The organism is Paraburkholderia kirstenboschensis (assembly GCF_032806925.1).
Lineage (GTDB): Bacteria > Pseudomonadota > Gammaproteobacteria > Burkholderiales > Burkholderiaceae > Paraburkholderia > Paraburkholderia kirstenboschensis.
Map to the genome: position 1 here is coordinate 2,514,134 of NZ_CP136513.1, position 25,563 is coordinate 2,539,696.

Consider the following 25,563-nt stretch of genomic DNA (forward strand, 5'->3'; position numbering starts at 1 on the left):
ATGGCCACTCCGCAATTTCATCCGCTCCGTATCCGCGAAGTGCGGCCAGAAACCGCCGACGCCGTCTCGGTCGCGTTCGAAGTTCCCGTGGAACTGCGCGAGCTCTATCGCTTCACGCAGGGCCAGTTCGTCACGCTGAAAACGCACATCCACGGAGAGGAAACGCGCCGCTCGTATTCGATTTGCGTGGGCGTGACCGACTACGACCGCGACGGCGAACTGCGCATCGGCATCAAGCGTGTGCGCGGCGGGCGCTTCTCGAACTTCGCTTTCGACACGCTGCAGCCGGGCCATACGATCGACGTCATGACGCCCGACGGCCGCTTCTTCACGCATCTGAACGTGGATCACGGCCAGCAGTACGTCGCCTTCGCGGGCGGCTCGGGTATCACGCCGGTGCTCGCGATCATCAAGACGACGCTCGAGGTTGAACCGCGCAGCACCTTCACGTTGATCTACGGCAACCGCAGCGTCGACCAGATCATGTTCGCCGAAGAGCTCGAAGACGTGAAGAACCGCTTCATGAACCGCTTCGTGCTCTATCACGTGCTGTCGGACGACTTGCAGGATGTCGAACTGTTCAATGGCGTGCTGGACCAGCAAAAGTGCGCTGCCTTCCTCGACAGCCTCGTGCCGGCCGGTTTCATCGACGAAGCGTTTATCTGCGGCCCGGCGCCGATGATGGACGCCGCCGAGGCCGCGTTGAAAGCCGCCGGCGTGCCGTCCGAAAAGGTGCACGTGGAGCGCTTTGGCTCGCCGCTGCCCCAGGCGGGCGTGCCGCCCGTCGAAATCACTGAAGATACGCCCGCTGCGGACCTCGAAATCGTGCTCGATGGAAAGCGCCGCAAGCTGCGTCTGCCGTATCAGGGCGTGAGCGTGCTCGACGTCGGTCTGCGCGCCGGCCTTGCGCTGCCGTATGCATGCAAAGGCGGCGTGTGCTGCACCTGCCGCGCCAAAGTGGTTGAAGGCGAAGTGAAGATGGAAAAGAACTACACGCTCGAAGAGCATGAAATCCGCGACGGTTTTGTGCTGACGTGTCAGTGCCATCCGATCAGCGACCGCGTGGTGGTGAGCTACGACGAACGTTGAGCGTGCTTAGGACTCGATGCCGCGAAGCTTTGAGCCGTTCCGCGATCCGCTTACACTAGGGGCCGCTCGCAATCGGACCGTTGAGTCCGTCTCGCGAGCGGCCCCTTTTGGCAATCGCCCAACAAGAATCCACTCACGGCCAATGAGCTCGATCCATCTCACCAACGGCGATGTCGCCGCAAAATCATTGCGCACCGCGTTGCGCGAAGTGGAACGCAACGATCGCGTGCACGCACTGCGCGACGATCTGGCGGTCGGCCCACTGCGCGGCATCGACGATGGTCCCGAAGTGCGCGCCGCATTCTGGGACCGCGTGAGCGCCGACACGAAGCGCGATTTCCTTCGCGAGTTCCGTGAGCAGGCTGCAGCGCTGGAAGCCATTGCGCGCGACGACGCGAATCTGGTGGTCTGGCATGGCGAAAGCGCATCCGATCAATTGATGCTTCGCCGGGTGTGCTATTACCTGCGCAACAATCCACAGCGTCTGAACGAAGTGCGTCTGTCGATTCGCGATCTCACCGATACCGGCGCCTGGGCGCATAGCCGCAGGGACCGCGCGACGTCCGTCGGCATGTTCGCGCCGGCCGTGTTGCAGGCACGTTTGCCAGACGCCGCACCTATCTCGGTCTTGCGCATCAGCCGGCTCGCACTCGAATGGCAGGAAGCCAAACATGCGAACGGCGAAACGCGGCGCTGGCGCGACAACACGTTCACGAGCGGAAGCTTCGCCGATCTCGACACGCTGATACTCGAGCACGTCACGGCCGACTGGCAGCCCGCCTCGCGCGTGGCCGCCGAGGTGATGACCGCTGAGTTGTGGTTCCTCGTCAGCGACAGCATTGTGCTCTGGCGCTTCCGCGAACTGGCCGCTACCCGCCGCATCAGGCTGCGCGGCGACGCCACCGCATGGCGCACGCTGGAATTGTGCGCAGCGCTCGCACCTTGCCCACACCAATAAACAGACCACCATGGCCCGTACCCGAGCCCCCGACCACGAAACCCAGCGCGAACAGATTCTCGAACTAGCGGCAGCGAAGTTCGCGCAGACGAGCTATCCGAGCACGTCGATGTCAGATCTCGCCGCCGCGAGCGGCACCTCGAAAGCGCGCCTGTATCACTACTACGCGAGCAAGGAAGCGATCCTGTTCGATCTACTCGACCGTTACACCAAACGGCTGATGTTGATCATTGCGGAGGTCGAGGGCGCGAGCCAGCGCCGCGGCCTGACCGAGCGCGAGACGTTCGCGGAACTGATCCGCGCCTTCCTTTCCGAATACGAAACCTCGCATAGCCGGCACGTGGCGCTTCTGAACGACGTGAAATATCTCGTCGACGCCCAGCGCGAGGTCATCCTCAACCGCCAGCGCGATGTCGTGGCCGCGTTCGCGCGGCAACTGGCGCGCGCTTATCCGGAGCGCACCACGCGCGAAAACCAGACCGCGCTAACCATGATGGTGTTCGGCATGATCAACTGGACGTTCACCTGGCTCAAGCCAGGCGGGCGCATGGGCTACCGGGAATTTGCCGAGCAGGTTGTAGCCATGGTGGACCACGGGCTGGGCTCGGCGGCCGCGTAATTGCGGGACAGCAATATCCAGACTGGGTATTCGTGCAAGTTGCATGGGCGCGACAACTTGCCTTGAACGCTCGTTCTTTTTATTTTACTAAATCAATTCAATTACTTACCAGCATGGCACTCTGAGATTAGACAACCGCCTCCATATTTGATACGGGTTTTCCCTAGTGATGAATTCGCATATCCGTTACAATCGTTTTTGCGGTGCAGCAACGCCGCACGATCACAAGGAGAACCTGACCATGAACCTGATTACACCCCGCGCCGCCCAGCCGATCGTCGCGCACGATCGCGCGTCGCAGCCAGCCGGTCGTGCACCTGCTCTGGTTCGTGAACTCACTGCGATCGACCGTGAACGGCTGCTGGCCCACTTTCTCGCGCTAGACGAAGACGACCGCCTGCTGCGCTTCGGGCAAATCGTGCCGGACCACGTCATCGAAAATTACGTGCGCGCTATCGATTTCACGCGCGACACCGTATTCGGCGTGTTCGACGATCAATTGCAGCTCACCGGCGTCGGTCACCTCGCCTACCTGCCGGCCGAAGGCGACAAGCGCACGGCGGAGTTCGGCGTGTCCGTGCTCGAAAGTGTGCGCGGCCAAGGTATCGGTTCCAAGCTGTTCGAGCGCGCTGCGATTCGCAGCCGCAACACTCATGTCACCATGCTGTACATGCACTGCCTGTCGCGCAATTCGACCATGATGCACATCGCGAAGAAAGCGGGCATGAAGATCGAGTACGCGTACGGTGAAGCAGACGCCTATCTGACGCTGCCGCCGGCCGATCAAACCAGCATCATTACGGAGATGCTGCAGGAACAGGCCGCTGTGTTTGACTACGCGCTCAAACGTCAAGCGCGCCGTGCTTCAAAACTGTTCGAAAGCTTTATACCGACAGCCGCCGCAGCCTGAACATCCGGCCGCACCAAGCGAACATCAGAAAGGGCAGCCTCATGGCTGCCCTTTCTGTTTGCTGCGTGGATCTTCGCTCGCGCGCCTCATAAGATCGGCAACGCGGTCGTCTCCTTGATCTTTTCGAGCGAAAAGCTCGTCTTCACGTCGATCACCGACGGGTGATGCAACAGCTGGTCCTGCACGAAGCGCGAAAAGTGCGCCATGTCTTCCACTTGAACGCGCAGCAGATAGTCCATCTCGCCGGTCATTGCGTGACATGCCACGACCTCCGGCCAAGCCTGAACGGCGGCACGGAAAAGGTCGGCATGAGTCGCGTCGCCGCGCGGACTCAGCGCCGGCCCGCCGCGTTTTTCCAACCGCACATTGACGTACGCGAGCAAATCGAGCCCCAGGCGCTGGGCATCCAGCAACGCGACGTAGCCGCGGATCACGCCGCTCTCTTCGAGCCGCCGTATGCGTCGCAAACAGGGACTCGGCGAGAGATTGATCCGTTCGGCGATTTCCTGATTCGACAGCCGGCCGTTCTCCTGAAGAATCGCCAGGATACGCCGGTCGATTGCGTCTATCTCTATATTGGCCATTTCCTGCCTTTCGTTCCGAAACCGAGCTAGAAAATAGCGCGAGCCTAGCTCGACGTGATTAAGTTCGCAAGCTTTCGCCGCGGATCGGCCTTTACACTTGCGTCATTCGGTCGCGGTCGATCATCGTAACCGCGACTCCGGCGCAACGCGCCCTTCGACATGGAGACAGACAATGCAGGTTGCAACTTGGGAAAATCCCGTCGGCACAGACGGCTTCGAGTTCATCGAATACACCGCGCCCGATCCGAAGGCGCTGGGCAAGCTTTTCGAGCAGATGGGCTTTACCGCGGTTGCGCGGCATCGTCATAAGGATGTGACGCTATACCGGCAGGGCGAAGTCAACTTCATCGTCAACGGTGAGCCGGATTCGTTCGCGCAACGCTTTGCGCGCTTGCACGGCCCGTCAATCTGCGCGATCGCTTTCCGCGTCCAGGACGCGGGGAAGGCCTACCGGCAGGCGGTCGAAAAAGGCGCGTGGGGCTTCGACAACAAAACCGGCCCCATGGAACTGAACATTCCCGCGATCAAAGGCATTGGCGATTCGCTGATCTATTTCGTCGACCGTTGGCGCGGCAAGAACGGCGCAGCGCCGGGCAGCGTGGGCGATATCGATATTTACGACGTCGACTTCGAGCCGGTTCCGGGCGCGAATCCCAACCCCGTTGGTCACGGCCTCACGTACATCGACCACCTCACGCACAATGTGCACCGTGGCCGCATGCAGGAATGGGCTGAGTTCTACGAACGCCTGTTCAACTTCCGCGAAGTGCGTTACTTCGACATCGAAGGCAAGGTGACGGGCGTGAAGTCCAAAGCGATGACGTCGCCGTGCGGCAAGATCCGCATTCCGATCAACGAGGAAGGTTCGGAAACGTCCGGTCAGATCCAGGAATACCTCGACGCGTACCACGGCGAAGGCATCCAGCACATTGCGCTTGGTAGCAGCGACATTTACCGCACGGTCGACGGTCTGCGGGCAGCGAACATTTCGCTGCTCGACACGATCGACACGTATTACGAACTGGTCGACCGTCGCGTGCCGAATCACGGTGAGCCGCTCGACGAGCTGCGCAAGCGCAAAATCCTGATCGACGGCGCGCCGGACGACCTGCTGCTGCAAATTTTCACCGAGAACCAGATCGGCCCGATCTTCTTCGAGATCATCCAGCGCAAGGGCAATCAGGGTTTCGGGGAGGGCAACTTCAAGGCGCTGTTCGAATCCATCGAACTGGATCAGATCCGCCGCGGCGTGGTGCAGGACAAAGCGTGAATTCCTGCCGCCGACGGCCGTAACCCGGAATAAGCACCGATAAAACGACAAGGGCGAGGATCGTATGATCGTCGCCCTTGTCGTTTGCGCCGCTGCTCGACTTCGAGCGACGGCGGGTTAGCCAGTGATACGCCGCATTGGCAGCGCGTCAGGAGTTCTGGTCTTCCTTGTCAGACGTGCTCTCGCGCGCGGTCCGATTGATGGCGATGCGCGCAGGCGCAACGAGCGCCGTACGGCTAATCACGCTTGACGGCGCCCCCGTGCCCGCATTCGAGCGAACCGGCGCGCTGATTGCGAAAAATGCGGCCGAAACCATCAGGAAGGTCTGGATATTTCTAGTGTTCATGCGTACTCCTTTTCTAACTGCCCTGTTGTCCTGAAGCGCCACAACATGCAGCGCGTTATACAGACATTGCTCACAGGTGCGCTATTAGACAGACATGTCCGCTGCGGTTCCGTGAAATTGTAGCCTTTACAGCTTGTTACACCGATGGCCTCAAGCGTCTGGCGAAGTTTGCACAAGCGGGCGCGATAGCACGAGGTGCGGCACGGTGATCAGATCGCACGTTTCCAGCATGGTGCGGCGGGTTTTTACCAGTGCTACCATCACTTAAAACACGTCAATATGGCGACCCCGGCCATACGCATTCACAAGATGCCGCGGCCCATAAGTTTTGGCGATCCCAAACTGGGTGGAGGAGTACACATAATGAATGCCCCGCTAGACGCAGGTCAGCGAGCCTCGCTCGAAGCCGCTCTATCTTCCGTCACGCTCGACGACAAATACACCCTCGAACGCGGCCGCGCGTATATGAGCGGCATCCAGGCGCTGGTGCGTCTGCCGATGCTGCAGCAGGAACGCGACCGCGCCGCCGGACTCAATACGGCCGGCTTCATCTCCGGCTACCGTGGATCGCCGCTCGGCGGGCTCGACCAATCTTTGTGGAAGGCGAAACAGCATCTCGCCTCACATCAGGTCGTGTTCCAGCCCGGCGTCAACGAAGACCTCGCGGCAACCGCCGTGTGGGGTTCGCAGCAGGTCAATCTGTACCCCAGCGCCAAATACGACGGCGTCTTTTCGATGTGGTACGGCAAAGGCCCGGGCGTCGACCGCTCGGGTGACGTCTTCAAGCACGGCAACTCGGCGGGATCGTCGCGGCACGGCGGTGTGCTGGTGCTCGCCGGCGACGATCACGCGGCCAAATCTTCCACGCTCGCGCATCAGTCGGAACACATCTTCAAGGCCTGCGGCCTGCCGGTGCTGTTCCCGTCGAACGTTCAGGAATACCTGGACTTCGGCCTGCATGGCTGGGCGATGAGCCGCTACTCCGGTCTGTGGGTTGCGATGAAGTGCGTGACCGACGTCGTCGAGTCGTCGGCTTCGGTCGACATAGATCCGCACTGCACGCAGATCGTTCTGCCAGACGACTTCGCGGTGCCCGAGGGCGGTCTGAACATCCGCTGGCCCGATCCGCCGCTCGTGCAGGAAGCGCGTCTGCTCGACTACAAGTGGTATGCGGCGCTCGCCTACGTGCGCGCAAACAAACTGGACCGCGTCGAAATTGATTCGCCGCATGCGCGCTTTGGCATCATGACCGGCGGCAAGGCTTATCTGGACGTGCGTCAAGCGCTGACTGACCTCGGTCTCGACGACGAAACGTGCTCGCGCATCGGCATACGCCTATACAAAGTCGGTTGCGTGTGGCCGCTCGAAGCGCAAGGCGCGCAAGCCTTTGCTCGCGGCCTCGATGAAATCCTCGTGGTCGAGGAGAAGCGCCAGATTCTCGAATACGCGATCAAGGAAGAGCTCTACAACTGGCCCGACGCGCAGCGTCCGCGTGTGTTCGGCAAGTTCGACGAGAAAGACGGCGCGGGCGGCGAATGGTCAGTGCCTATGGGCAACTGGCTGCTGCCGGCGCATTACGAGCTATCGCCGGCGATCATCGCCAAGGCGATCGCCACGCGGCTCGACAAGTTCGACCTGCCCTCCGACGTCCGCGCCCGGATTGCCGCGCGCATCGCCGTGATCGAAGCGAAGGAAAAAGCGCTCGCGCGCCCGCGTGTCGAAGTCGAGCGCAAGCCGTGGTTCTGCTCTGGCTGCCCGCACAACACGTCGACCAATGTGCCGGAAGGCTCGCGCGCAATGGCCGGCATCGGCTGCCACTACATGACGGTCTGGATGGACCGCAGCACGAGCACCTTCAGTCAGATGGGCGGCGAAGGCGTCGCGTGGATCGGCCAGGCGCCGTTCACGAACGACAAGCACGTGTTCGCCAATCTCGGCGACGGAACCTATTTCCACTCGGGCCTGCTGGCGATTCGCGCGGCGATCGCGTCGAAAGCGAACATCACTTACAAGCTGCTCTACAACGACGCCGTAGCGATGACGGGTGGTCAACCGGTCGACGGCGTGCTGACCGTGCCGCAGATCACGCATCAGCTGGCGGCCGAAGGCGCGACGAAAATCGCGATCGTGACCGACGAGCCCGAAAAGTACTCGGGGAACGTGGGCCTTGCGCCGGGCATCGACATCCACCATCGCGACCAGCTCGACGAAGTGCAGCGCCAGCTGCGCGAGATTCCGGGCACCACGATTCTGATCTACGACCAGACCTGCGCAACCGAGAAACGCCGGCGCAGGAAACGCGGCGCGTATCCGGACCCGGCACGCCGCGTCGTGATCAACGAAGCGGTGTGCGAAGGTTGCGGCGACTGCTCGGTGAAGTCGAACTGCCTGTCGGTCGAGCCGCTCGACACCGAATATGGCACGAAGCGCCAGATCAACCAGTCCACGTGCAACAAGGACTTCTCCTGCGTGAACGGCTTTTGTCCGAGCTTCGTGTCGGTCGAAGGCGGTCAGTTGCGTAAGCCGAAAGCGGCGTCGGGCATTGTCGCTGACGCTATGCCGCCAGTGCCGGAGCCCGAACTCCCGTCGATCGCGCGGCCGTACGGCGTGCTCGTGACAGGCGTGGGCGGCACGGGCGTCGTGACAATCGGCGCACTTCTCGGCATGGCCGCGCATCTGGAGAACAAGGGCGTCACGGTGCTCGACGTCACCGGCCTCGCGCAGAAAGGCGGCGCCGTGATGAGCCACGTGCAGATCGCGAACAACCCCGCCGACATCCACGCCACGCGAATTGCAATGGGCGAAGCGAGTCTCGTGATCGGTTGCGATGCAATCGTCACCGCCAGCGACGAATGCGTATCGCGGATGCAAGCGGGCCGAACGCGCGTCGTGCTGAACAGCGCGCACACGCCGACCGCCGAACTCATCAAGAACCCGAACTGGCGCTTTCCGGGCAGCAGCACTGAAGCCGACGTTCGCGCGGGCGCGGGCGACGAATGCGTCGATACCGTAGACGCCAATCACTTTGCAGTGGCCTTGCTCGGCGACGCGATCTACACGAATCCGTTCGTACTCGGCTATGCATGGCAACGTGGCTGGGTGCCGTTGACCTATCAGTCGCTGATGCGCGCAATCGAGCTGAACAACGTGCAGGTCGAGAAAAACCGCGCGGCATTTGAATGGGGCCGTCGCGCGGCGCACGATCCGGTGGCCGTGCGCAAGTTCGCCCAATCGCAAGGCCAGGCGGCCACGGCCGATACGCCGAGCGGCAAGATTATTTCGCTGCACACGCCGAAGGCGCTCGATACGCTGATCGACAAACGCGCGGCTTACCTCGCGGCATGGCAAAACGACGCGTACGCCGACCGTTACCGCGCGCTGGTATCGCAGGTGCGGGTGGCCGAGTCGGCGCTCGATTCGATCGACGGCCAGTTGCCTCTCACCGAAACAGTCGCTAAGAATCTGCACAAGCTGATGGCCTACAAGGACGAGTACGAGGTCGCGCGCCTGTACAGCGATCCTTCGTTCATCGAAAAACTGAAAGCGGGCTTCGAAGGTGACTGGAAGCTGCATATTCACCTCGCGCCGCCGATGTTCTCCAGGAAGGACGCCCAAGGCCACCTGATCAAGAAGAAGTACGGCCCCTGGGTGTTCAGCGCAATGCACGTGCTGGCGAAGTTCAAGTTCCTGCGGGGCACCGCGCTCGACGTGTTCGGCAAGACAGAGGAGCGCCGCACCGAGCGCGCGCTGATCGGCGAATACGAAGCATTGGTGCGGGAATTGATCAGCGGGCTGACCGTGCAGAACCGCGAACTGGCTGTGGAACTCGCGAATCTGCCGGACGGCATCCGCGGCTTCGGGCACATCAAGGAAAACAACCTGAAGGGTGTGCGCGTGAAGTGGAACGAGTTGCTGACGCGCTGGCGCTCGCCGCAAGCCGGAACGACGCAGCACGCGGCTTGATCATCGCATTGACCGCGGCGGCCGCCGCGGTTGCGCTGCACGTATAAAAAAACGCCACGGAATCTCTTTCCGTGGCGTTTTTGTTTTCGCGGCGCTAGTCACCCACACGCTCGCGAGAAGAGAGCGCCCCAACGGGCGCCGCTTCGCTTACTTGCTGTTCACTGACTTGCGCGCGTTTGCCGAAGCCACCGCCGTCATGTTGATGATCCGACGCACGGTTGCAGCCGGCGTCAGCACATGCACCGGCTTTTCAGCGCCCAGCAGGAACGGGCCGACCGTCACGCCTTCGCCGCCGACCATCTTCAGCAGGTTGTACGCAATGTTCGCCGCTTCCACGTTCGGCATGATCAGCAGGTTGGCTTCGCCCGAGAGCGTCGTGCCGGGGAACGCGGCCTTGCGGACCATTTCCGACAACGCCGCGTCGCCGTGCATCTCGCCGTCGATTTCGAGCGTCGGCGCACGTTCCGCGATCAGCTTGCGAGCCGCGGCCATGCGTTGCGACGACGAAGACGGCGCGCTGCCGAAGTTCGAGTTCGACAGCAGCGCGACCTTCGGCGTGATGCCGAACTTCTCGATTTCGCGCGACGCCAGCATGGTCATGTCGGTGAGTTGCTCGGCCGTGGGCGTTTCGTTCACATACGTATCGCAGATGAACAGATTACGGCCCGGCAGCATCAGCAGGTTCATGGCGGCGAAGTTCTGCACGTTATCCGCCTTGCCTAGCACCTGTTCGATGAACTTCAGATGCGTGTGGTACTGGCCGATCATCCCGCAGATCATGCCGTCGGCTTCGCCGAGGCGCACGAGGATCGCGCCGATCAGCGTATTGAACTTGCGCATCGCGGCTTTCGCGACGTCCGGCGTCACGCCTTCGCGCGCGCCCAGTTCGTGGTACGCCTGCCAGCATTGCTGATAGCGCGGATCGTCTTCCGGATCGACGATCTCGAAGTCTTCGCCGCACTTGAGCTTCGAGCCGATCTTCTTCAGACGCATCTCGATTACCGACGGACGGCCGACCAGGATCGGCTTGGCGATCTTTTCCAGCAGCACGAATTGCGCGGCGCGCAGCACGCGCTCGTCCTCACCCTCGGCGAACACGATGCGAGCCGGCTCCGACTTGGCCGCCGCGAACACCGGACGCATCACCATGCCCGTGCGATAAACCGTGGTGCCGAGTTCTTCGCGATATGCGTCCATGTCCTTAATCGGACGGGTCGCGACGCCCGAATCCATTGCCGCTTGCGCGACGGCCGGCGCGATCTTGATGATCAGACGCGGATCGAACGGCTTGGGAATCAGATACTCGGGACCGAATTCGAGCGAGTGGCCTTCGTACGCCTTTGCGACTTCATCGCCCTGATCGGTTTCTTCGGCGAGTTCGGCAATCGCGCGCACGCACGCGAGCTTCATTTCTTCCGTGATCGTGGTCGCGCCCACGTCGAGCGCGCCGCGGAAAATGAACGGGAAGCACAGCACGTTGTTGACCTGGTTCGGATAGTCCGACCGGCCCGTCGCGATGATGCAGTCCGGACGCACTTTCTTCGCCTCTTCCGGGCGGATTTCCGGCTCCGGATTGGCCAGCGCGAGAATCAGCGGCTGCGTGCCCATTTCAGCGACCATCTCCGGCTTAAGCACGCCCGCGCTCGAGCAGCCGAGGAACACGTCGGCGCCGCGGATCGCGTCAGCCAGCGTGCGTGCCTCGGTGTTCGCCGCATATCGTTCCTTCGACGGATCAAGATTGCCACGGCCTTCGCAGATCACGCCCTTCGAGTCGACAACGAGAATGTTCTGCTTCGACAAACCGAGGTTCACCAGCAGATCCAGACACGCGATCGCCGCGGCGCCCGCACCCGAGCAGACCAGTTTCACTTGGTCGAGCTTTTTGCCGACCACCTTCAGGCCGTTCAGAATCGCCGCCGACGCGATGATCGCCGTGCCGTGCTGATCGTCGTGGAAGACCGGAATCTTCATGCGCTCGCGCAGCTTCTTCTCGATGTAGAAGCACTCGGGCGCCTTGATGTCTTCCAGGTTGATGCCGCCGAGCGTCGGCTCGAGCATTGCGATGGCTTCCACTAGCTTGTCCGGATCGGACTCGGCGAGTTCGATGTCGAACACGTCAATGCCGGCGAACTTCTTGAAGAGGCAGCCCTTGCCTTCCATCACCGGCTTCGCGGCGAGCGGACCGATGTTGCCGAGACCGAGCACGGCCGTGCCGTTCGTGATGACACCGACCAGGTTGCCGCGCGAGGTGTACTTCTGCGCGTCGAGCGGCTCGTCGTAGATCGCCATACAGGCCGCGGCCACGCCCGGCGAGTACGCGAGCGACAAGTCGAGCTGATTCGATAGCGGCTTGGTCGGCGTGACCGAAATCTTGCCGGGCTTCGGGTTCTGGTGATATGCGAGGGCGCTTTGCTTCAGTTGTTCATCCATTTTTTGCCTGCGAGACGTAAGAAATTTGGGCCGGCACACCGCAACGTTGGCGTCGCTTGGATCTATCGAATGGATAATCGACCGAGGCGATTTTCGCGTGCGCCGGTTAGGCGCGGCGTCGGACCTCGGCGGAGGGCAGGACGGTGCGGAGTGCTATGCGGGTCGGTTAGTGTACACCGCGCAGGAGTCGATGCACTGACTGGTTAACGCTGCTCTCCATCGGCGAAACGCCCCGCCAGTTATGCTGCGGCGCCGCATTTGCGTTGGCGCAGCAGCAGGCTCATTCAAGCTCGGCGCCGCGCCGTTCCGGGATCAGGAAGAGCGTTGCCAGCACATCGAGCAGATAGATCGACGCGAGCGCCAGCAGCGCGGCCCCAAACGAATAGCGCGCGGCCAGCGCGCCCACCGCCACGGGCCCAAAGCCGCCCACCGCCCGGCCGATATTGAAGAGCACGTTCTGCGCGGTCGCGCGCGCATCGGTGGGATAAAGCTCGGAGATCAACGCGCCGTAGCCGCCAATCATTCCGTTGACAAACACGCCCATCGCCGCGCCGCCGATCAACAGCGCCGCTGGGCTAGTGAGATGCGCGTAGACGAAAACCATTACGACCGCGCCCACCTGATAGAACAGAAACGCCGGCTTGCGGCCGAAACGGTCGGCGGCGATGCCGAACAGCCAGATGCCGCACGCCATGCCGACGACCGTGGCCGCCGTCCAGACTCCCGATTTCGTCAGCGAATAGCCAAAGGTCTTCGACAGGTAGCTCGGCAGCCAGATCATCAGCCCGTAGTAGCCGAAGTTCTGCACCGAGCACAGTATCGCCACACCGAGGCTCGCGCGCGCCGTGCGTGCGTCGGCTATCAGCAGTTTCAGCGGTAGCTTGCGCATACCGCGCGCGACGCGCTCGGTGAAGAGCGCGGGCTCCTCGACGCGCCGCCGCACGAAGAACGACACCACGGCAGGCAGCAGCCCCAGCGCGAACATGCCGCGCCAGCCGATGAGCGGCAACAGAAGCGGCGTCAGCAACGCGGCCGCCAGTACGCCCAGTTGCCACCCGAGGCCCACATACGACGACACTCGCGCGCGCTGCGACGCCGGCCAAGCTTCGGCCACGAGCGTCATGCCGATGCCGAACTCCCCGCCAAGCCCGATACCCGCAATGGTCCGGTACGCGAGCAGGTCGGTATAGCCCTGCGCGAGCGCACACAGACCGGTGAAAACCGCGAACACCAGGATGGTCCACGTGAGCATGCGCACACGGCCGAAATAGTCGCTCAGCACGCCGAAGATCAAACCGCCAGCTACCGCGCCGATCAACGTCCACGTGACGAGTGAGCCGGCCTGCGCAGAACTGAGGTGGAGGTCCGCGGCGATCACAGGCAGCATGAAACCGAGGATCAGCAGATCGAAGCCGTCCATCGCATAGCCGAGCACCGATGCAATCAACGCACGGGCGGCGTAACCGTTCCGGGCGGTAGCGGGACTGTCGGCGGCGGAGGAAGCGGGCGTCATGGGAAGCAATCCGTAGTTCGGCGGGAGGGCGGCGGCGGCCGGCGCCCGAGAAATTCGCGTGAGTGTAAACGCGGGCAAAGCCGCTCACAAGCTAGCCAAAAAGCTAATTCGTCAAGCGCGAGAGCATGCCGCGACGTCAGGCGAATGCCGCGCCAAGCCTTGCCGCCCAACGCCTGCCGGGCGCTTCCAGGGCAGCAGCGGCTGCTGCAGTTCACGGCGGCCGCGCGCGACAGCCTCCTCGGAAGGGTCCGTTTCGGGTAAAATGTCGGCCTACGCGCGCAGCAAAAACCGGCCGGCATCCACTGGCCGGCTGCATATTCCGCCCAGTACGGCGCGGCATATCCCGCTTGCTGCGCCACCGGGCTTAGCGCCCGCTTCTCCCGCTCATACCCAAGGATCCGCCCATGACAGGCTTCGATCGCCAGACGATCTCCGACACCACCGCCAAGATGTTGCTCGAAGTACAGGCAGTGCACTTCAACGCGGAGAAACCGTACATTTTCACGTCCGGCTGGGCGAGCCCGGTTTATATCGATTGCCGCAAGCTCATCTCCTACCCGCGTGTTCGCCGCGGCCTGATGGAAATGGCGGAAAGCACCATTCTGCGCGACGTGGGTTACGAGCAGATCGACGCGGTGGCGGGCGGCGAAACCGCCGGCATTCCGTTCGCGGCATGGCTGTCCGACCGCCTCATGGTGCCGATGCAATATGTGCGCAAGAAGCCGAAGGGCTTTGGCCGCAATGCGCAGATCGAAGGTCTGTTGACCGAAGGTCAGCGTGTACTGCTCGTCGAAGACCTGACTACCGACAGCCGCAGCAAGATCAACTTCATCAACGCGCTGCGCACCGCGGGCGCGACGGTGAATCACTGCTTCGTGCTGTTCCACTACAACATCTTCAAAGAAAGCGTCTCAGTGCTGAAAGACATCGACGTCGATCTGCACGCGCTGGCTACGTGGTGGGACGTGCTACGCGTCGCCAAGGAAAACAAGTACTTCGACACGAAGACGCTCGACGAAGTCGAAAAATTCCTGCACGCGCCGGCTGAATGGTCGGCAGCGCACGGCGGCGCAACGTCGACGCCCCAGTAAGCGTCACTGCGAAATACCGCACGAATAAAAAGGCCGCCTGTTTTGCACAGGCGGCCTTTTAACTTTTTGCGGCAAAAAATAGCTGCGAACAGTTAAGGCGGGTCGCCGTTATTTTCCACCGAATGCGACGACAAATTCAACAAGCCGTTGCTTTGCGCGTACTGGAACAACTCGGAATCGCGGTCAATGCCGAGCTTGCGCATCGCCGTGTTCTTCTGTGTGCTGATCGTCTTGATGCTGCGATTCAGCTGCTCGGAGATTTCCTTGATGGTCATTCCCGACACGAAGAGCCGCACGACTTCCAGCTCGCGCCTCGATAACATCACCTCGTCGCTCTTGCCGCCGGCATTCATGCGCAACGCGTCGAGCGACGCCTTGACCGACGGGCTCATGTATTCGAGGCTGCGGGCCACGTGCTGCACCGCGAGCCCGATGTGGCTCAGGTCGTCCGACTTGTTCACAACCGACGTCACGCCGAGCTCTCGCAAGCGTTGCAGCAGCGCGGCGTTCTCCAGCATCGTCAGAACGACGATGGGAACCTTGGCAAAGTTGCGCCGCAGGTAGCCGATCAACGGCAAACCGTCGCCGAACTGGCCGCCCGGCATTGCGAGGTCGGTCACGAGCACGTCGCACTCAACCGTTTGCAGCACTTTGATCAGTTCCGTCGACTGCCGCGCACGCGCGACCACCTGCATTCCGGGAAACTTGAGCAAAGCCTGTTCTGCGCCGAATAGGATTACTGGATGATCGTCGGCGATGACGACCTTGACTACGTCTTGCATTGCCCGTACCTCGACAGGAAAACCCCTCTCCAAAACTTCAGACATTCTTTTTATTCTTAATGTTTAACGCTACCGAATAGGAACACGGGCCAGCGCACGCGAAAATTCTTCCGACTATAGCCCATTTTTAGGCCCGCAATCCGGTTAGGCACAACAATGATGCATCGTAGAGCTAATGTTAGACTTGATTCGACCTTGGGGCACAAAATAGGGACAATAATCAGCGCGAGACTACCGCCTCGCGCCCTCGCAGCAACCTTGTGCTGCATAGGATCTGAGTAAGCGCTTTGCATGAGGTCGAGTAGGTGCTGAAGCTCCGATCTCACCGACACTTAAGGCGCCACTCTGGTCGACACAGGAGAACCGGCACATGCGCTTGCGTTGCCTGGTTGTTTCGTACGCTTCACCGTTTCGTCGCACGCCGTTCTTTGTCTGCGCCACGCTGGGCCTCGCGCTCTGGCTTGCGCAGCAGCCACGCGCTCTCGCCCAGGGTGCGTTCTCACTAACAAGTGCCAGCTTCCGGGCCGGCGGCACGTTCGCTATTCCGCAAGTTTTCGATCAGGGCGACTGCAAGGGCGGTAACCGCTCACCGCAATTGACCTGGCGTGACGCGCCGCCCGGAACACGCGGTTTTGCCATCACCATGACCGATCCCGATGCCCCTGGCCGCGGCTGGTGGCACTGGGCCGTCGCGGGCATCCCGGCGACTGTCGTGAGCCTGCCCGAGAACGCGAGCGCTTCCGGCTTTCTCAGGAAACTCGGAGCGGTGGAAGCCCGCAACGACTTCGACACGGACGGCTATGGCGGCCCCTGCCCTCCGCCCGGCAAACCGCACCGCTATGTGATTACGGTGTATGCATTGAACACCGCCGACTTGCGCCTCGCGCAAGGTCGCCCCGCGCTGATGTTCGATCACGAGATTGGCACGGCCGCGCTCGGCAGCGCGAGGGTGGTGGTCAACTACGGTCGATAGCGCGACACGCGTCGAAGCTGTCCGCGCCGCTCGGGACGCTGATTGGCGCATGGCTTGCATGCGTAACCGACGTCGCGCGTAAGTTCCGTGATCCGCGCACGTTTATGTGCTGTTAGGCTGCACACCTTGGTGTCACCGGCGCTGCATCGGGTCGCCAACGCATCGGCATCGTGCGTCGTTCAATTCCTCTTCTTTGCTTGGAGCGTCTCATGTCGAAGATCGTCATCGTTTATCACAGCGGCTACGGCCACACGAAGAAAGTCGCCGAGTCGGTGCTCGCCGGCACGCAGGAGGCGGGCGCAGACTCGAAGCTCCTGCCGGTCGGCGACCTCGACGAAGCTGCGTGGGCCGAACTCGCCGCCGCGGACGCGATCATCTTCGGCGCGCCGACGTACATGGGCGGACCGTCCGCCGACTTCAAGAGGTTCGCCGACGCGAGCTCGAAGCCGTGGTTCGGCCAAACCTGGAAGGACAAGATCGCGGCCGGCTTTACCAACTCGGCGACGATGAACGGCGACAAGTTCCTCACCATCCAGTACTTCGTCACACTCGCGATGCAGCACGGCATGATCTGGGTGGGCACCGGTCTGATGCCGTCCAACACCAAGGCCGCGACCCGCAACGACCTGAATTACGTCGGCGGTTCTACTGGCGTGCTCACGCAGTCTCCGGCCGATGCTTCGCCGGAAGAGGCGCCGCCTGAAGGTGACCTCGAGACGGCGCGCCTGTTCGGCGCACGCGTGGCACAGGTGACGGCTCGCTGGATATCCGCCGCTGGCTAATACTCCGCATTAACTCCGCATTAGCCGGTCCGTCGCACGGCACCGGCTGCCCCCGCCTCGCCTCGGTCACGCCGCTGTCACCTTGCGCGAGCATCGTCGTTTTTCTGCTGTTTTTGCGCCCTTTTCCAGCGCCTGCGCACGCGCACGGCGATGAGGTCTTAAAATGGCGTTTTCGCGCGGCCTCGCGCGCCGTTTCCAGAGAAGCCAGTGAGATCGAGATGAGCACGAAAGTTTTTGTCGACGGACAGGAAGGCACGACCGGCCTGAAGATTTTTGAATACCTGTCGCAGCGCGCCGACGTGGAGATTCTGCGTATCGACGAAGCGAAGCGCAAAGATCTCGAGGAGCGCCGCCGTCTCATCAATGCGTCGGACGTAACGTTTTTGTGCCTGCCCGACGTTGCGTCCCGCGAATCGGCTTCACTCGTCGAGAACGAGCGCACGGTTCTGATCGATGCCAGCACCGCGTTCCGCACCTCCGCAGACTGGGCTTACGGGCTGCCGGAACTTGCCCGTTCGCAGCGCGAGCGCCTGCGCACGGCCAAACGTATCGCCGTGCCCGGCTGTCACGCGTCGGCTTTCGTGCTGGCCATGCGCCCGCTCGTCGAAGCGGGCGTGGTCGCGCCTGAGTTCGACGCGCACGCTTATTCGATCACCGGCTACAGCGGCGGCGGCAAGAAAATGATTGCCGACTACGAAGCCGGCGGTAACGCGAAGCTCAAGAGCCCGCGTCCTTACGCGCTTGGCCTCACGCACAAGCATCTGCCGGAAATGGCGGCACACACGGGGCTCACGTCGGCGCCGGTATTCACGCCGATCGTCGGCGACTTTTACAAGGGTCTCGCGGTCACCACCTACTTCTCGCCGCGCCAGTTGGCGAAGAAGACCACGCCGCAACAGGTGCAGGCACATCTCGCCGAGTACTACGCGGGTGAAGCGTTCGTGCGCGTCGCGCCGTTCGACGCCGAAGCGAACCTCGACAGCGGTTTCTTCGACGTACAGGCGAACAACGACACGAACCGCGTGGACCTGTTCGTGTTTGGCACGGCGGAGCGCTTCGTGACCGTGGCCCGCCTCGACAACCTCGGCAAAGGCGCTTCCGGCGCGGCGATTCAGTGCATGAACCTGGCAATCGGCGCGCCAGAGGAAAGCGGTTTGAAACGCTAACAAGGTTAAAATGCCAGCTTCGATTTGATGTTTGTCAGCTTTGCGAAAGCCGGTCTTTAAAGGCCGGCTTTTTTTGTTTTAAACCAACCCGCAGAAACATTATTTACAGTTATTCGCAATTAGCTCGCGTCAATTAAAATTTCAAAACCCCGCGCTGTGCATTTTTTCAGGTAACTCTTCCCCGCCCGCCCCTCGATCAGCATACTTTTCCGCATAGGGAAACTCCGGATTTTTTGTCGAACGATCGTTCGAAGATCATAGAGCCATTTTGCTCCGAGGCTTACCTGGCAAGGGCGTGCCGCCGAGCAACGGGTCGCCCTTTCGCGGCGAATTCACGTTTTTGTTTAAAAGCGCCGTTTGCGCCCACCCACCGCGTGCATGGCCAAAATGCCTTTGTTTGAATCGGCTTTTTTAGACGGCTCATTCAATTGACAGGCGTTAATCCCGCAGCGAAATTAGCTCGCACAAATACATGAAGGGAGACAACAGCATGGCGGACGCCATTATTCGAGGCCTGGCAATGGCCATTGCCACGACTCCTTTTCTTATCGCTTGCGGCGGCGGCAAATCCGATAATCCCGGCCCGATCAACTCGCCGCAATGCTCAGGTTCCAGTTGCGGCGTGCAAGGCCCGCCTGCTTCGAACGGCATTGCGGCGGCGCTCTGTCCGGCCACTGGGGACATCTTCAAAAGCACGTTCCTCGGCGGGGCCGGCAGCGGTGAGGTGGTGCAGATCAATATCGACGCCACTGCGATGACCTACACGCTGAAGTGGCTCGAGTCGCCGATTCCGCTGCGCACCGGCACGGTCACGCCCACGCGCGCCGGCACGCAGATCGCCGGCGCGGTGATTCACCCGCCCACCGGCACGCTGCCGACCGCCGAGCAAACGCGCTGCGCGTTCATCCTCGGTGCGGGCACCGGCACCGCGGCCGGTGACGGCCAGCCCTACACGACGCCCGGCTTCGCCAACAATCCCAATCCGCCGATGATCTTCGTCGGCCAAGGCGTGGCGGGCGGCGGCATTCCGGGCGCGACGGTCCAGTTCGACGGATTGTCGATTCCGCTCATCGGCTCGGGCATCGGCGCGGTGCCGAACCGGCATTTCGACTTTTACCCGTTCCTCGGCTTCGCGAGCACGACCACCGACATCACGAAACTGCCGGGCACCTACAACGGCCTGCTGTACCACTTGGCGCCGTCGGGCAACTACTCGACGGTCGCGACCAACACCGTCGAAACGTTCGACGCAAGCGGCACCTGCACGAGCAGCAACACGGCCAACCCGAATTACTCGCCCAACGCCGGGGGCTGCCTGACCACCGGCAACCCGTTGACGCTCAACAGCAACGGCTACTTCGACAGCCAGCAGGCGCCGCAGATCGTGCAGCAGTTCCGGCTTCCGGTGGTCGGCGCGACCGGCAAGACGGGGACCGCGCACATGATTCTAGGCCAGGTGAACGGCGCACCCGTGCCGCTCGTCGTGCGCACCGGCTACATCAACCTGGGCACGGCGCCGCTTCATCTCGACGCCAAGGTCGACGACGAGTCCGGTATCGCGATGCTCGCCGCGGCGACACCGCTCGCATCCGGCGGCTTCGACGGCGGTTACGTCGGCGCGGATTCGAACTTCAAGTACACGGCGACGCTGGTCCAGGGCGCGGTCGGCACGTTCATCAACCCGAGCACCTCGGCGGCCGAAAGCGGCTTCGGTCTCGGCTACGGGTTGGCGAGCCCCGGACTCGTCGGCGTGCAGGACACCAACGGCAAGACCGGCCTCGCGATCGCTTCGGGCGGTCTGTACGCAATCGAGATCCAAGGCGCGGAAAACAACGGCATCGCGTCGACGTCGGCCAACGCGGACACGCCCAGCACGCCGTACTTCGGCATCGGAGCGCAAATCAGCAAGTAGCGGGTGAAGCAAACGCAGTTCGCATGACGAGACATAAAAGAGCAAGCGGTGGCTGGACTGGGAGCCGGCCACCTACAACGAAAAAATTCTGGAGGCGGTATGAAATGGAGATTCCTGTTGGTGCTCGCGCTTGCGGCACCGTTACTGGCGGCATGCGGCGGTGGTGGCGGCGGCGACGGACCGATGACAGAAGTTCGACTGTGTCCCGCGTCGCTCGATTACAGCACGGTGTACACGGGCGGCGGCGGTGACGGCGAACTGGTCAAACTTCAACTCGACACCGCAAAGATGACGTGGCAGGTGACCTACGTCGAATCTCCGATTCCCGCGACGACGGGCACCGTCGTCCCAACGCGTGCGGGCCAGGTGGCGAGCGGCACACTGACCCAGGAAACGCTGCTGCCGACCAACAAGCTCAACCAGTGCGCGTTCCGCCTGAACGGCGCGAGCCTCGATCCGAACCGGCCGGCACGGATCTTCGTCGGCGAGGGCGTTGCGGGCGGCACCATCCCCGGTGCAGAAATCTCATTCGGCGGCATTCTCGGCGTGGGCGCCGTGCCGGACACCAAGTTCCCCTACTACCCGTTCATCGGGTTTTCGTCGATCGAAACCGACCTTGCGAAGGTGGCCGGCACCTACAACCAGCTTGGCTACCACCAGGTGCCGTCGCAAAATTTCGCGCCCGTCGCCGTGGATACGAAGATCACGATCAACGCCGACGGCACGTGGACGGAGTGTGACAACTCGGGCGTCAACGCGGGCAAATGCCAGCAGCCGGGCAGTAACTTCACGCCGGCAGCCGACGGCAGCGGCGCGTTCCAGACCAATAACTTCCAGGGACAGGCAAAGCCCACGCTCGCCACCACGCCGAAAGCTCGCGGCTACATGATCGTCGGCAAGCTGCGCAATCAGTTGGTGCCGATTCTCGTGCGCACCGGCGCGGCGAACTCCTCTGTCACGGTGCCGCAAAACGGCGCGCTTGGTCCGTACGCGGACGACGAATCGGGCATCTCGATTCTCTCGCCGCAAAGCCCGATAGCGGTCAGCTCGCAGAACGGCGAGTACATCGGCGTGGATAGCCAGTTCGACTATCGCACCACCGCACTCGAAGGCGCTCAGGCGACGGTGCTCGACCCGTTCAACGCGTCGCAGGCCTCGCTTGCCACCGCGCTGAATCTCGACTTCGCGCAGACGGTGCCGGGCGTGGTCACGACGACGCATGTCGGCGCATCCACGGGCAATACGGCGACCGGAAAGATGATTTTCACGGGCGGCGTATTCGGCTACCTGGATCTGACCAACGCGACCTCGCCGTACTTCACGATCGGCGCCTTCGTTCAGTAACGGGCGCGCCCCGCGCCGTCAGCACGCAATGAGGCCTTCGCGCCCAGGTCGCCGCCCGCTCTTGCAGCGCGGCGGCCCCGGGGGCGGTGGCGATCCTGCGCGCCGGCCTCGCGGCTGCCGCCAACGCTCACCGCGCGCACCTCGCGCCGGACGATCGCCCAAGGAGGAGCAACAACATGAAAAACATCTATCTTGCGATGCTCGTCGCGTGTCTGTCCGCCAGTGCGCACGCACAACATGCGGGCGACAACGTCGCCGCGCTCGGCTGGTTCCACGTCATGCCGCAGGATTCGAGCACGCCGCTGACCACCCATGTCGCGCCCACGCCGATCAACACGCCGCTGAGCTTGCCGAGTTCATTCACCTCACAAGGCACGAGTCTGTCGACGAATAACGCCGACACGGTCGGTCTTGTGTTCAGCCATTACCTGACGGACCACATTGCCGTGACGACGGTGGCGGGCGTGCCGCCGGTGTTCAAGATCTACGGGCACGGCACGATCAAGCCGCCTGGGCCGGCCGGCGCGCTCGGGCAGCAGGACATCGGCGATCCGCAGGTGAATCCGATCGTAAAGAGCGTTCGCCAGTGGAGCCCGGCGCTGCTCTTCCAGTACTACTTCAATGCGCCGACGGCCAAGTTCAGGCCGTTTGTGGGCGTCGGCGTGTCGTACAACTGGTTCTCGGACATTCAGCTAAGCCCGAACTTCGTGCAATCGACGCAGGAGAACCTCGGCGCCATCCTCGCTGCGGGCGCGGGCAAGCCGGGCAAAACACAGGTGTCGGCGAAGGCTTCGTCCTCGTGGGCGCCGGTGTTCAACGCGGGGCTCGCGTACAACATCACGGAACATTGGGGCCTGGTGGCCTCGGTCACTTACATTCCGCTGAAGACGACGTCGTCGGTAATCATCAAGGCGGCGGACGGCACGGAACTGGGCGTATCGAAAGCGGAGCTGAAGGCCGATCCGATCATCTCCTTCCTCGCGGTCTCGTATAAGTTCTGACCCGGGGGACGCGCGCCCAAGCCGGCTGACTCCGTGTGGAGAAGCCGGCTTTTTTGCTTGCGGGGACAGAAGACATTCGAGGCAAAAAAAAGCCCGCCTAAGTTGGCGGGCTGAATCCATATCAGAGGAGACATGGAGGAGACAAGACAAACTATAGCAAATGGTTTGGTGCGACGCAACATCAAAATCAGGGTTGTCCCCTCTTGTTGCGGTTTTGCCACATGTGCTTGCGGACGCTCGGCCGCAGGCCGCTTTCAATGCCGCACTAACGCCATCATCGCGCCAAAGCCGACAAAAACGCCGCCCGTCAGGCGATTGAATATGCGCGCGACACTGCGGCTCTTCAGACGGCTGCCGATGCGCGTGCCGAATCCGGCGTAGACGAAATACCAGCTGACCTCGATAACGGCGAACGTTGCCACCAGAATGCCAAACTGCGGCAGCTTGGGCAGCGAGGCCTCGATGAATTGCGGCAGCAGCGCTGCGGCGAACAGAATCGCCTTCGGATTGCTGCTGGCTACCAGAAAACCGTTGCGAAACAGCGCGAAAGGCGAGCGAGCCGGTTTTGCGGCCAGCTCATCGGCTGGAGTCGCAGCCTCGGTCGCGGCCGTTTCGTCAGCGGGCGCGCGCCACGCCTTGATACCCAGATACACCAGGTACGCCGCGCCGATCAGACGCAGCGCGTTGAAGAGAGCCGGCCACGCTTCGAGAAACACGCCGAGCCCCGCCGCCGACACCGCCAGCATCAGCACAAGCGCCGACAGACAGCCCGCCATGGTAGCCCCCGTACGGCGCAGGCCGTGTCTCGCGCCGTGCGTCATGACGAGCAGCATGTTCGGGCCGGGAATGGCGCACACGACAAAGACAGTGGCGGCAAACAGCCACCAGGTATGCAAACTCATGGCATCACCGGGAAAAGGTTGGGCAGCTATTATGCACGTGAAGCGCCACCGCCCGCGCGCCGCATTCGTCAACGGCCGGCCCGGCGGGCCGCCACCTGGCCCAGCACCGCGAAGTCTTTCTCGCCGTCGCCATGCGCGACCGCCTCCAGCAGGCTGTCTCGAACGACGCTCGCGATCGGCAGCGGCGTCGTGACTGCGTCGGCTGCGGCAAGTGCAAGCCGCAGATCTTTCAGCCCCAGACGCGCCTTGAAGAGCGCAGGCTCGTAGCTGTGTTCCGCGATCATCTTGCCGTAGCCCGCGTACACCGGTCCGGGGAAAATCCCGCTCGTGATGACGTCGAGAAAATCCTGGATGGCGAGGCCATGCCCCGACACCAGCGCGGCAGCTTCACCCAGCGTCTCAACAGCCGCGCCGAGCATGAAGTTCGCGGCAAGCTTGATGACGTTCGCCTGTTGCGGCAGCGAACCGATGCGCCAGGTCTTTTGCCCGATTGCGTCGAAAACGGGCTGCACGCGGTCGATCGACTCCGCAGGCCCTCCGGCCACGATCGTCAGCTTGCCGGCGGTGGCCACGTCCGGCCGACCCAGCACCGGTGCGGCAACGTAGTTGACTCCGCGCGACGCATGCGCGGTCGCGAGTTCCTCGGCGAGCGCAACCGAGATCGTCGCCATGTTCACGTGAATCAGGCCGCGCGGCGCATGCTCCAGCAGCGATGCCGTCACGACCTCGCGCAACGCGGCATCGTCGGCGAGCATTGAAAACACGGCGTCGCCTGCGAATGCTTCGGCGGGCGTCGCGACGATTCGCGCGCCTGCGTCTGCGAGAGGCTGCGCACGTTCCGGCGAGCGGTTCCATACACGTACCTGATGCCCTGCTTTCAGGATGTTTGCAACCATCGCTGCGCCCATCTCGCCGAGACCGATAAAACCGATGTCCATCTGAAGCTCCGTCTTCTAAAGAACTGGAAGTAAAGCACACCCGTGGGACATATGCAGGAAAACGACGCAAACGGCGGGACGCACCCGGGGCATGCCACTGCGGCGCGCAATGGCGCACGGTGCGATACTGCTGCGATGGTCACCGCGACTTTCCGCTTCTACGAGGAGCTGAACGATTTTCTCGCCCGGCCGCTGCGCCGGCGAGCGTTCGCTTACGCATGCGCGCGCGACGCCACTACGAAACACGCAATCGAAGCGCTCGGCGTGCCGCACACCGAAGTAGAACTGATCCTGGTGAATGGCGAGTCGGTGGGTTTCAATCATCCTGTCACCGAAGGCGACCGCGTCGCCGTCTATCCGAAGTTCGAAGCGCTCGACATCCGGCCGCTGCTGCGCGTGCGCGAACGTCCGCTGCGCGTGGTGCGCTTCATCGCCGACGCACATCTTGGCGGCCTTGCGCCGCTGCTGCGGCTGGCGGGATTCGATACGCTCTACGACAACCACTATCCCGACGCCGATATCGAAGCACTCGCCGCCGCTGAAGACCGCATCGTTCTCACCCGCGACCGCGAGCTACTGAAACGCCGCTCGATCACGCATGGCTGCTACGTCCGCACGCTCCGGCCGCGCGAGCAATTACGCGAAGTGTTCGAACGGCTGGATCTGGCGGGCAGCGCACAGCCGTTCCGTCTATGTTTGATGTGCAACGCGCCGCTACGGCGCATTGCACGTGACGAAGTCGGCGACCGCGCGCCCGACGGCGTGCTGCAGCGGCATAACCAGTTTGTCACTTGCGACGTGTGCCGCCGCGTGTTCTGGGAAGGCACGCACTGGCAAAGAATGCGCGCCCTGATGGACAGCGTGGCGGCAGCGCCGGTCGACTCCGACGCGCGTGATGCCGGTGCGTCCGCCGCCTCGCCTTGACACGCAACGCCGTTCGCTCGCGCGACGCAACGCGCGGTGCGTACAATGCGGGATTACTTATCTGGC

At 62.4% G+C, this 25,563-nt stretch carries 21 protein-coding genes; 14 read left to right on the top strand and 7 right to left on the bottom strand.

What is annotated here, in order from left to right; translation table 11 throughout:
* The 4 genes from paaE (at window position 1) to RW095_RS34015 (ending at window position 3,576) form a co-directional block, all read left to right on the top strand.
* Complete coding sequence (paaE, locus tag RW095_RS34000) at window positions 1–1,089, top strand: 1,2-phenylacetyl-CoA epoxidase subunit PaaE (protein ID WP_317020209.1); 1,089 nt, start codon at window positions 1–3, stop codon at window positions 1,087–1,089.
* 142 nt (window positions 1,090–1,231) lie between these two features.
* Window positions 1,232–2,047 carry a DUF1835 domain-containing protein gene (locus RW095_RS34005; RefSeq protein WP_317020210.1) on the top strand — a complete coding sequence of 272 codons (816 nt, stop codon included), beginning with the start codon at window positions 1,232–1,234 and terminating at the stop codon, window positions 2,045–2,047.
* 10 nt (window positions 2,048–2,057) lie between these two features.
* Complete coding sequence (locus RW095_RS34010) at window positions 2,058–2,666, top strand: TetR/AcrR family transcriptional regulator (RefSeq protein WP_317020211.1); 609 nt, start codon at window positions 2,058–2,060, stop codon at window positions 2,664–2,666.
* 241 nt (window positions 2,667–2,907) lie between these two features.
* Window positions 2,908–3,576 carry a GNAT family N-acetyltransferase gene (locus RW095_RS34015; RefSeq protein WP_317020212.1) on the top strand — a complete coding sequence of 223 codons (669 nt, stop codon included), beginning with the start codon at window positions 2,908–2,910 and terminating at the stop codon, window positions 3,574–3,576.
* A gap of 86 nt (window positions 3,577–3,662) precedes the next feature.
* On the opposite strand, the gene RW095_RS34020 is transcribed toward RW095_RS34015, so the two are convergent.
* A complete protein-coding gene (locus RW095_RS34020) occupies window positions 3,663–4,160 on the bottom strand; it encodes an Lrp/AsnC family transcriptional regulator (protein WP_128585324.1) in 498 nt (165 codons plus the stop codon).
* A 172-nt stretch (window positions 4,161–4,332) separates the two neighbouring features.
* Here RW095_RS34020 and hppD point away from each other — a divergent pair, with 172 nt between their 5' ends.
* Window positions 4,333–5,430 (top strand): 4-hydroxyphenylpyruvate dioxygenase, encoded by a 1,098-nt coding sequence (gene hppD, locus RW095_RS34025; protein ID WP_317020213.1) that lies wholly within the window; start codon window positions 4,333–4,335, stop codon window positions 5,428–5,430.
* A 148-nt stretch (window positions 5,431–5,578) separates the two neighbouring features.
* Here hppD and RW095_RS34030 read toward each other — a convergent pair whose 3' ends face one another.
* Window positions 5,579–5,776 carry a hypothetical protein gene (locus RW095_RS34030; RefSeq protein WP_317020214.1) on the bottom strand — a complete coding sequence of 66 codons (198 nt, stop codon included), beginning with the start codon at window positions 5,774–5,776 and terminating at the stop codon, window positions 5,579–5,581.
* A gap of 363 nt (window positions 5,777–6,139) precedes the next feature.
* Between RW095_RS34030 and RW095_RS34035 the strand changes: the two genes are divergently transcribed.
* Window positions 6,140–9,739 (top strand): indolepyruvate ferredoxin oxidoreductase family protein, encoded by a 3,600-nt coding sequence (locus RW095_RS34035; RefSeq protein WP_317020215.1) that lies wholly within the window; start codon window positions 6,140–6,142, stop codon window positions 9,737–9,739.
* A gap of 147 nt (window positions 9,740–9,886) precedes the next feature.
* Here the strand turns inward: RW095_RS34035 and RW095_RS34040 are convergent, their stop codons facing one another.
* Both RW095_RS34040 and RW095_RS34045 read right to left on the bottom strand, forming a co-directional pair.
* Entirely contained in the window at window positions 9,887–12,169 is a 2,283-nt protein-coding gene (locus RW095_RS34040; protein WP_317020216.1) for an NADP-dependent malic enzyme, read from the bottom strand.
* A gap of 280 nt (window positions 12,170–12,449) precedes the next feature.
* The gene (locus RW095_RS34045; RefSeq protein ID WP_317020217.1) at window positions 12,450–13,682 is read right to left on the bottom strand and encodes an MFS transporter; all 1,233 of its coding nucleotides are present in this window, start codon (window positions 13,680–13,682) and stop codon (window positions 12,450–12,452) included.
* Window positions 13,683–14,086: 404 nt separating this feature from the next.
* On the opposite strand from RW095_RS34045, the gene RW095_RS34050 reads away from it, so the two are divergent.
* A complete protein-coding gene (locus RW095_RS34050) occupies window positions 14,087–14,773 on the top strand; it encodes an orotate phosphoribosyltransferase (RefSeq protein ID WP_128585320.1) in 687 nt (228 codons plus the stop codon).
* Between the two features lie 92 nt (window positions 14,774–14,865).
* Here the strand turns inward: RW095_RS34050 and RW095_RS34055 are convergent, their stop codons facing one another.
* Window positions 14,866–15,555, bottom strand: coding sequence for a response regulator (locus RW095_RS34055; protein WP_317020218.1), 690 nt, complete (start codon window positions 15,553–15,555; stop codon window positions 14,866–14,868).
* A gap of 370 nt (window positions 15,556–15,925) precedes the next feature.
* Here RW095_RS34055 and RW095_RS34060 point away from each other — a divergent pair, with 370 nt between their 5' ends.
* From RW095_RS34060 to RW095_RS34085, 6 genes are all read left to right on the top strand, one after another.
* The gene (locus RW095_RS34060; protein WP_317020219.1) at window positions 15,926–16,528 is read left to right on the top strand and encodes a YbhB/YbcL family Raf kinase inhibitor-like protein; all 603 of its coding nucleotides are present in this window, start codon (window positions 15,926–15,928) and stop codon (window positions 16,526–16,528) included.
* A 209-nt stretch (window positions 16,529–16,737) separates the two neighbouring features.
* The gene (locus RW095_RS34065) at window positions 16,738–17,310 is read left to right on the top strand and encodes a flavodoxin family protein (protein ID WP_317020220.1); all 573 of its coding nucleotides are present in this window, start codon (window positions 16,738–16,740) and stop codon (window positions 17,308–17,310) included.
* A gap of 218 nt (window positions 17,311–17,528) precedes the next feature.
* Complete coding sequence (argC, locus tag RW095_RS34070; protein WP_317020221.1) at window positions 17,529–18,476, top strand: N-acetyl-gamma-glutamyl-phosphate reductase; 948 nt, start codon at window positions 17,529–17,531, stop codon at window positions 18,474–18,476.
* A gap of 490 nt (window positions 18,477–18,966) precedes the next feature.
* Window positions 18,967–20,388: a DUF2957 domain-containing protein gene (locus RW095_RS34075; protein WP_317020222.1), complete on the top strand. Its 1,422-nt coding sequence runs from the start codon at window positions 18,967–18,969 to the stop codon at window positions 20,386–20,388.
* 99 nt (window positions 20,389–20,487) lie between these two features.
* Window positions 20,488–21,732 (top strand): DUF2957 domain-containing protein, encoded by a 1,245-nt coding sequence (locus RW095_RS34080; RefSeq protein WP_317020223.1) that lies wholly within the window; start codon window positions 20,488–20,490, stop codon window positions 21,730–21,732.
* A 176-nt stretch (window positions 21,733–21,908) separates the two neighbouring features.
* A complete protein-coding gene (locus RW095_RS34085; RefSeq protein ID WP_317020224.1) occupies window positions 21,909–22,733 on the top strand; it encodes an OmpW/AlkL family protein in 825 nt (274 codons plus the stop codon).
* A gap of 254 nt (window positions 22,734–22,987) precedes the next feature.
* On the opposite strand, the gene RW095_RS34090 is transcribed toward RW095_RS34085, so the two are convergent.
* Both RW095_RS34090 and RW095_RS34095 read right to left on the bottom strand, forming a co-directional pair.
* Complete coding sequence (locus RW095_RS34090; protein WP_128588717.1) at window positions 22,988–23,635, bottom strand: LysE family translocator; 648 nt, start codon at window positions 23,633–23,635, stop codon at window positions 22,988–22,990.
* A gap of 68 nt (window positions 23,636–23,703) precedes the next feature.
* Complete coding sequence (locus RW095_RS34095; RefSeq protein ID WP_317020225.1) at window positions 23,704–24,573, bottom strand: NAD(P)-dependent oxidoreductase; 870 nt, start codon at window positions 24,571–24,573, stop codon at window positions 23,704–23,706.
* A gap of 135 nt (window positions 24,574–24,708) precedes the next feature.
* Here RW095_RS34095 and RW095_RS34100 point away from each other — a divergent pair, with 135 nt between their 5' ends.
* A complete protein-coding gene (locus RW095_RS34100; RefSeq protein WP_317020226.1) occupies window positions 24,709–25,497 on the top strand; it encodes a Mut7-C RNAse domain-containing protein in 789 nt (262 codons plus the stop codon).
* Window positions 25,498–25,563: the final 66 nt, after the last annotated feature.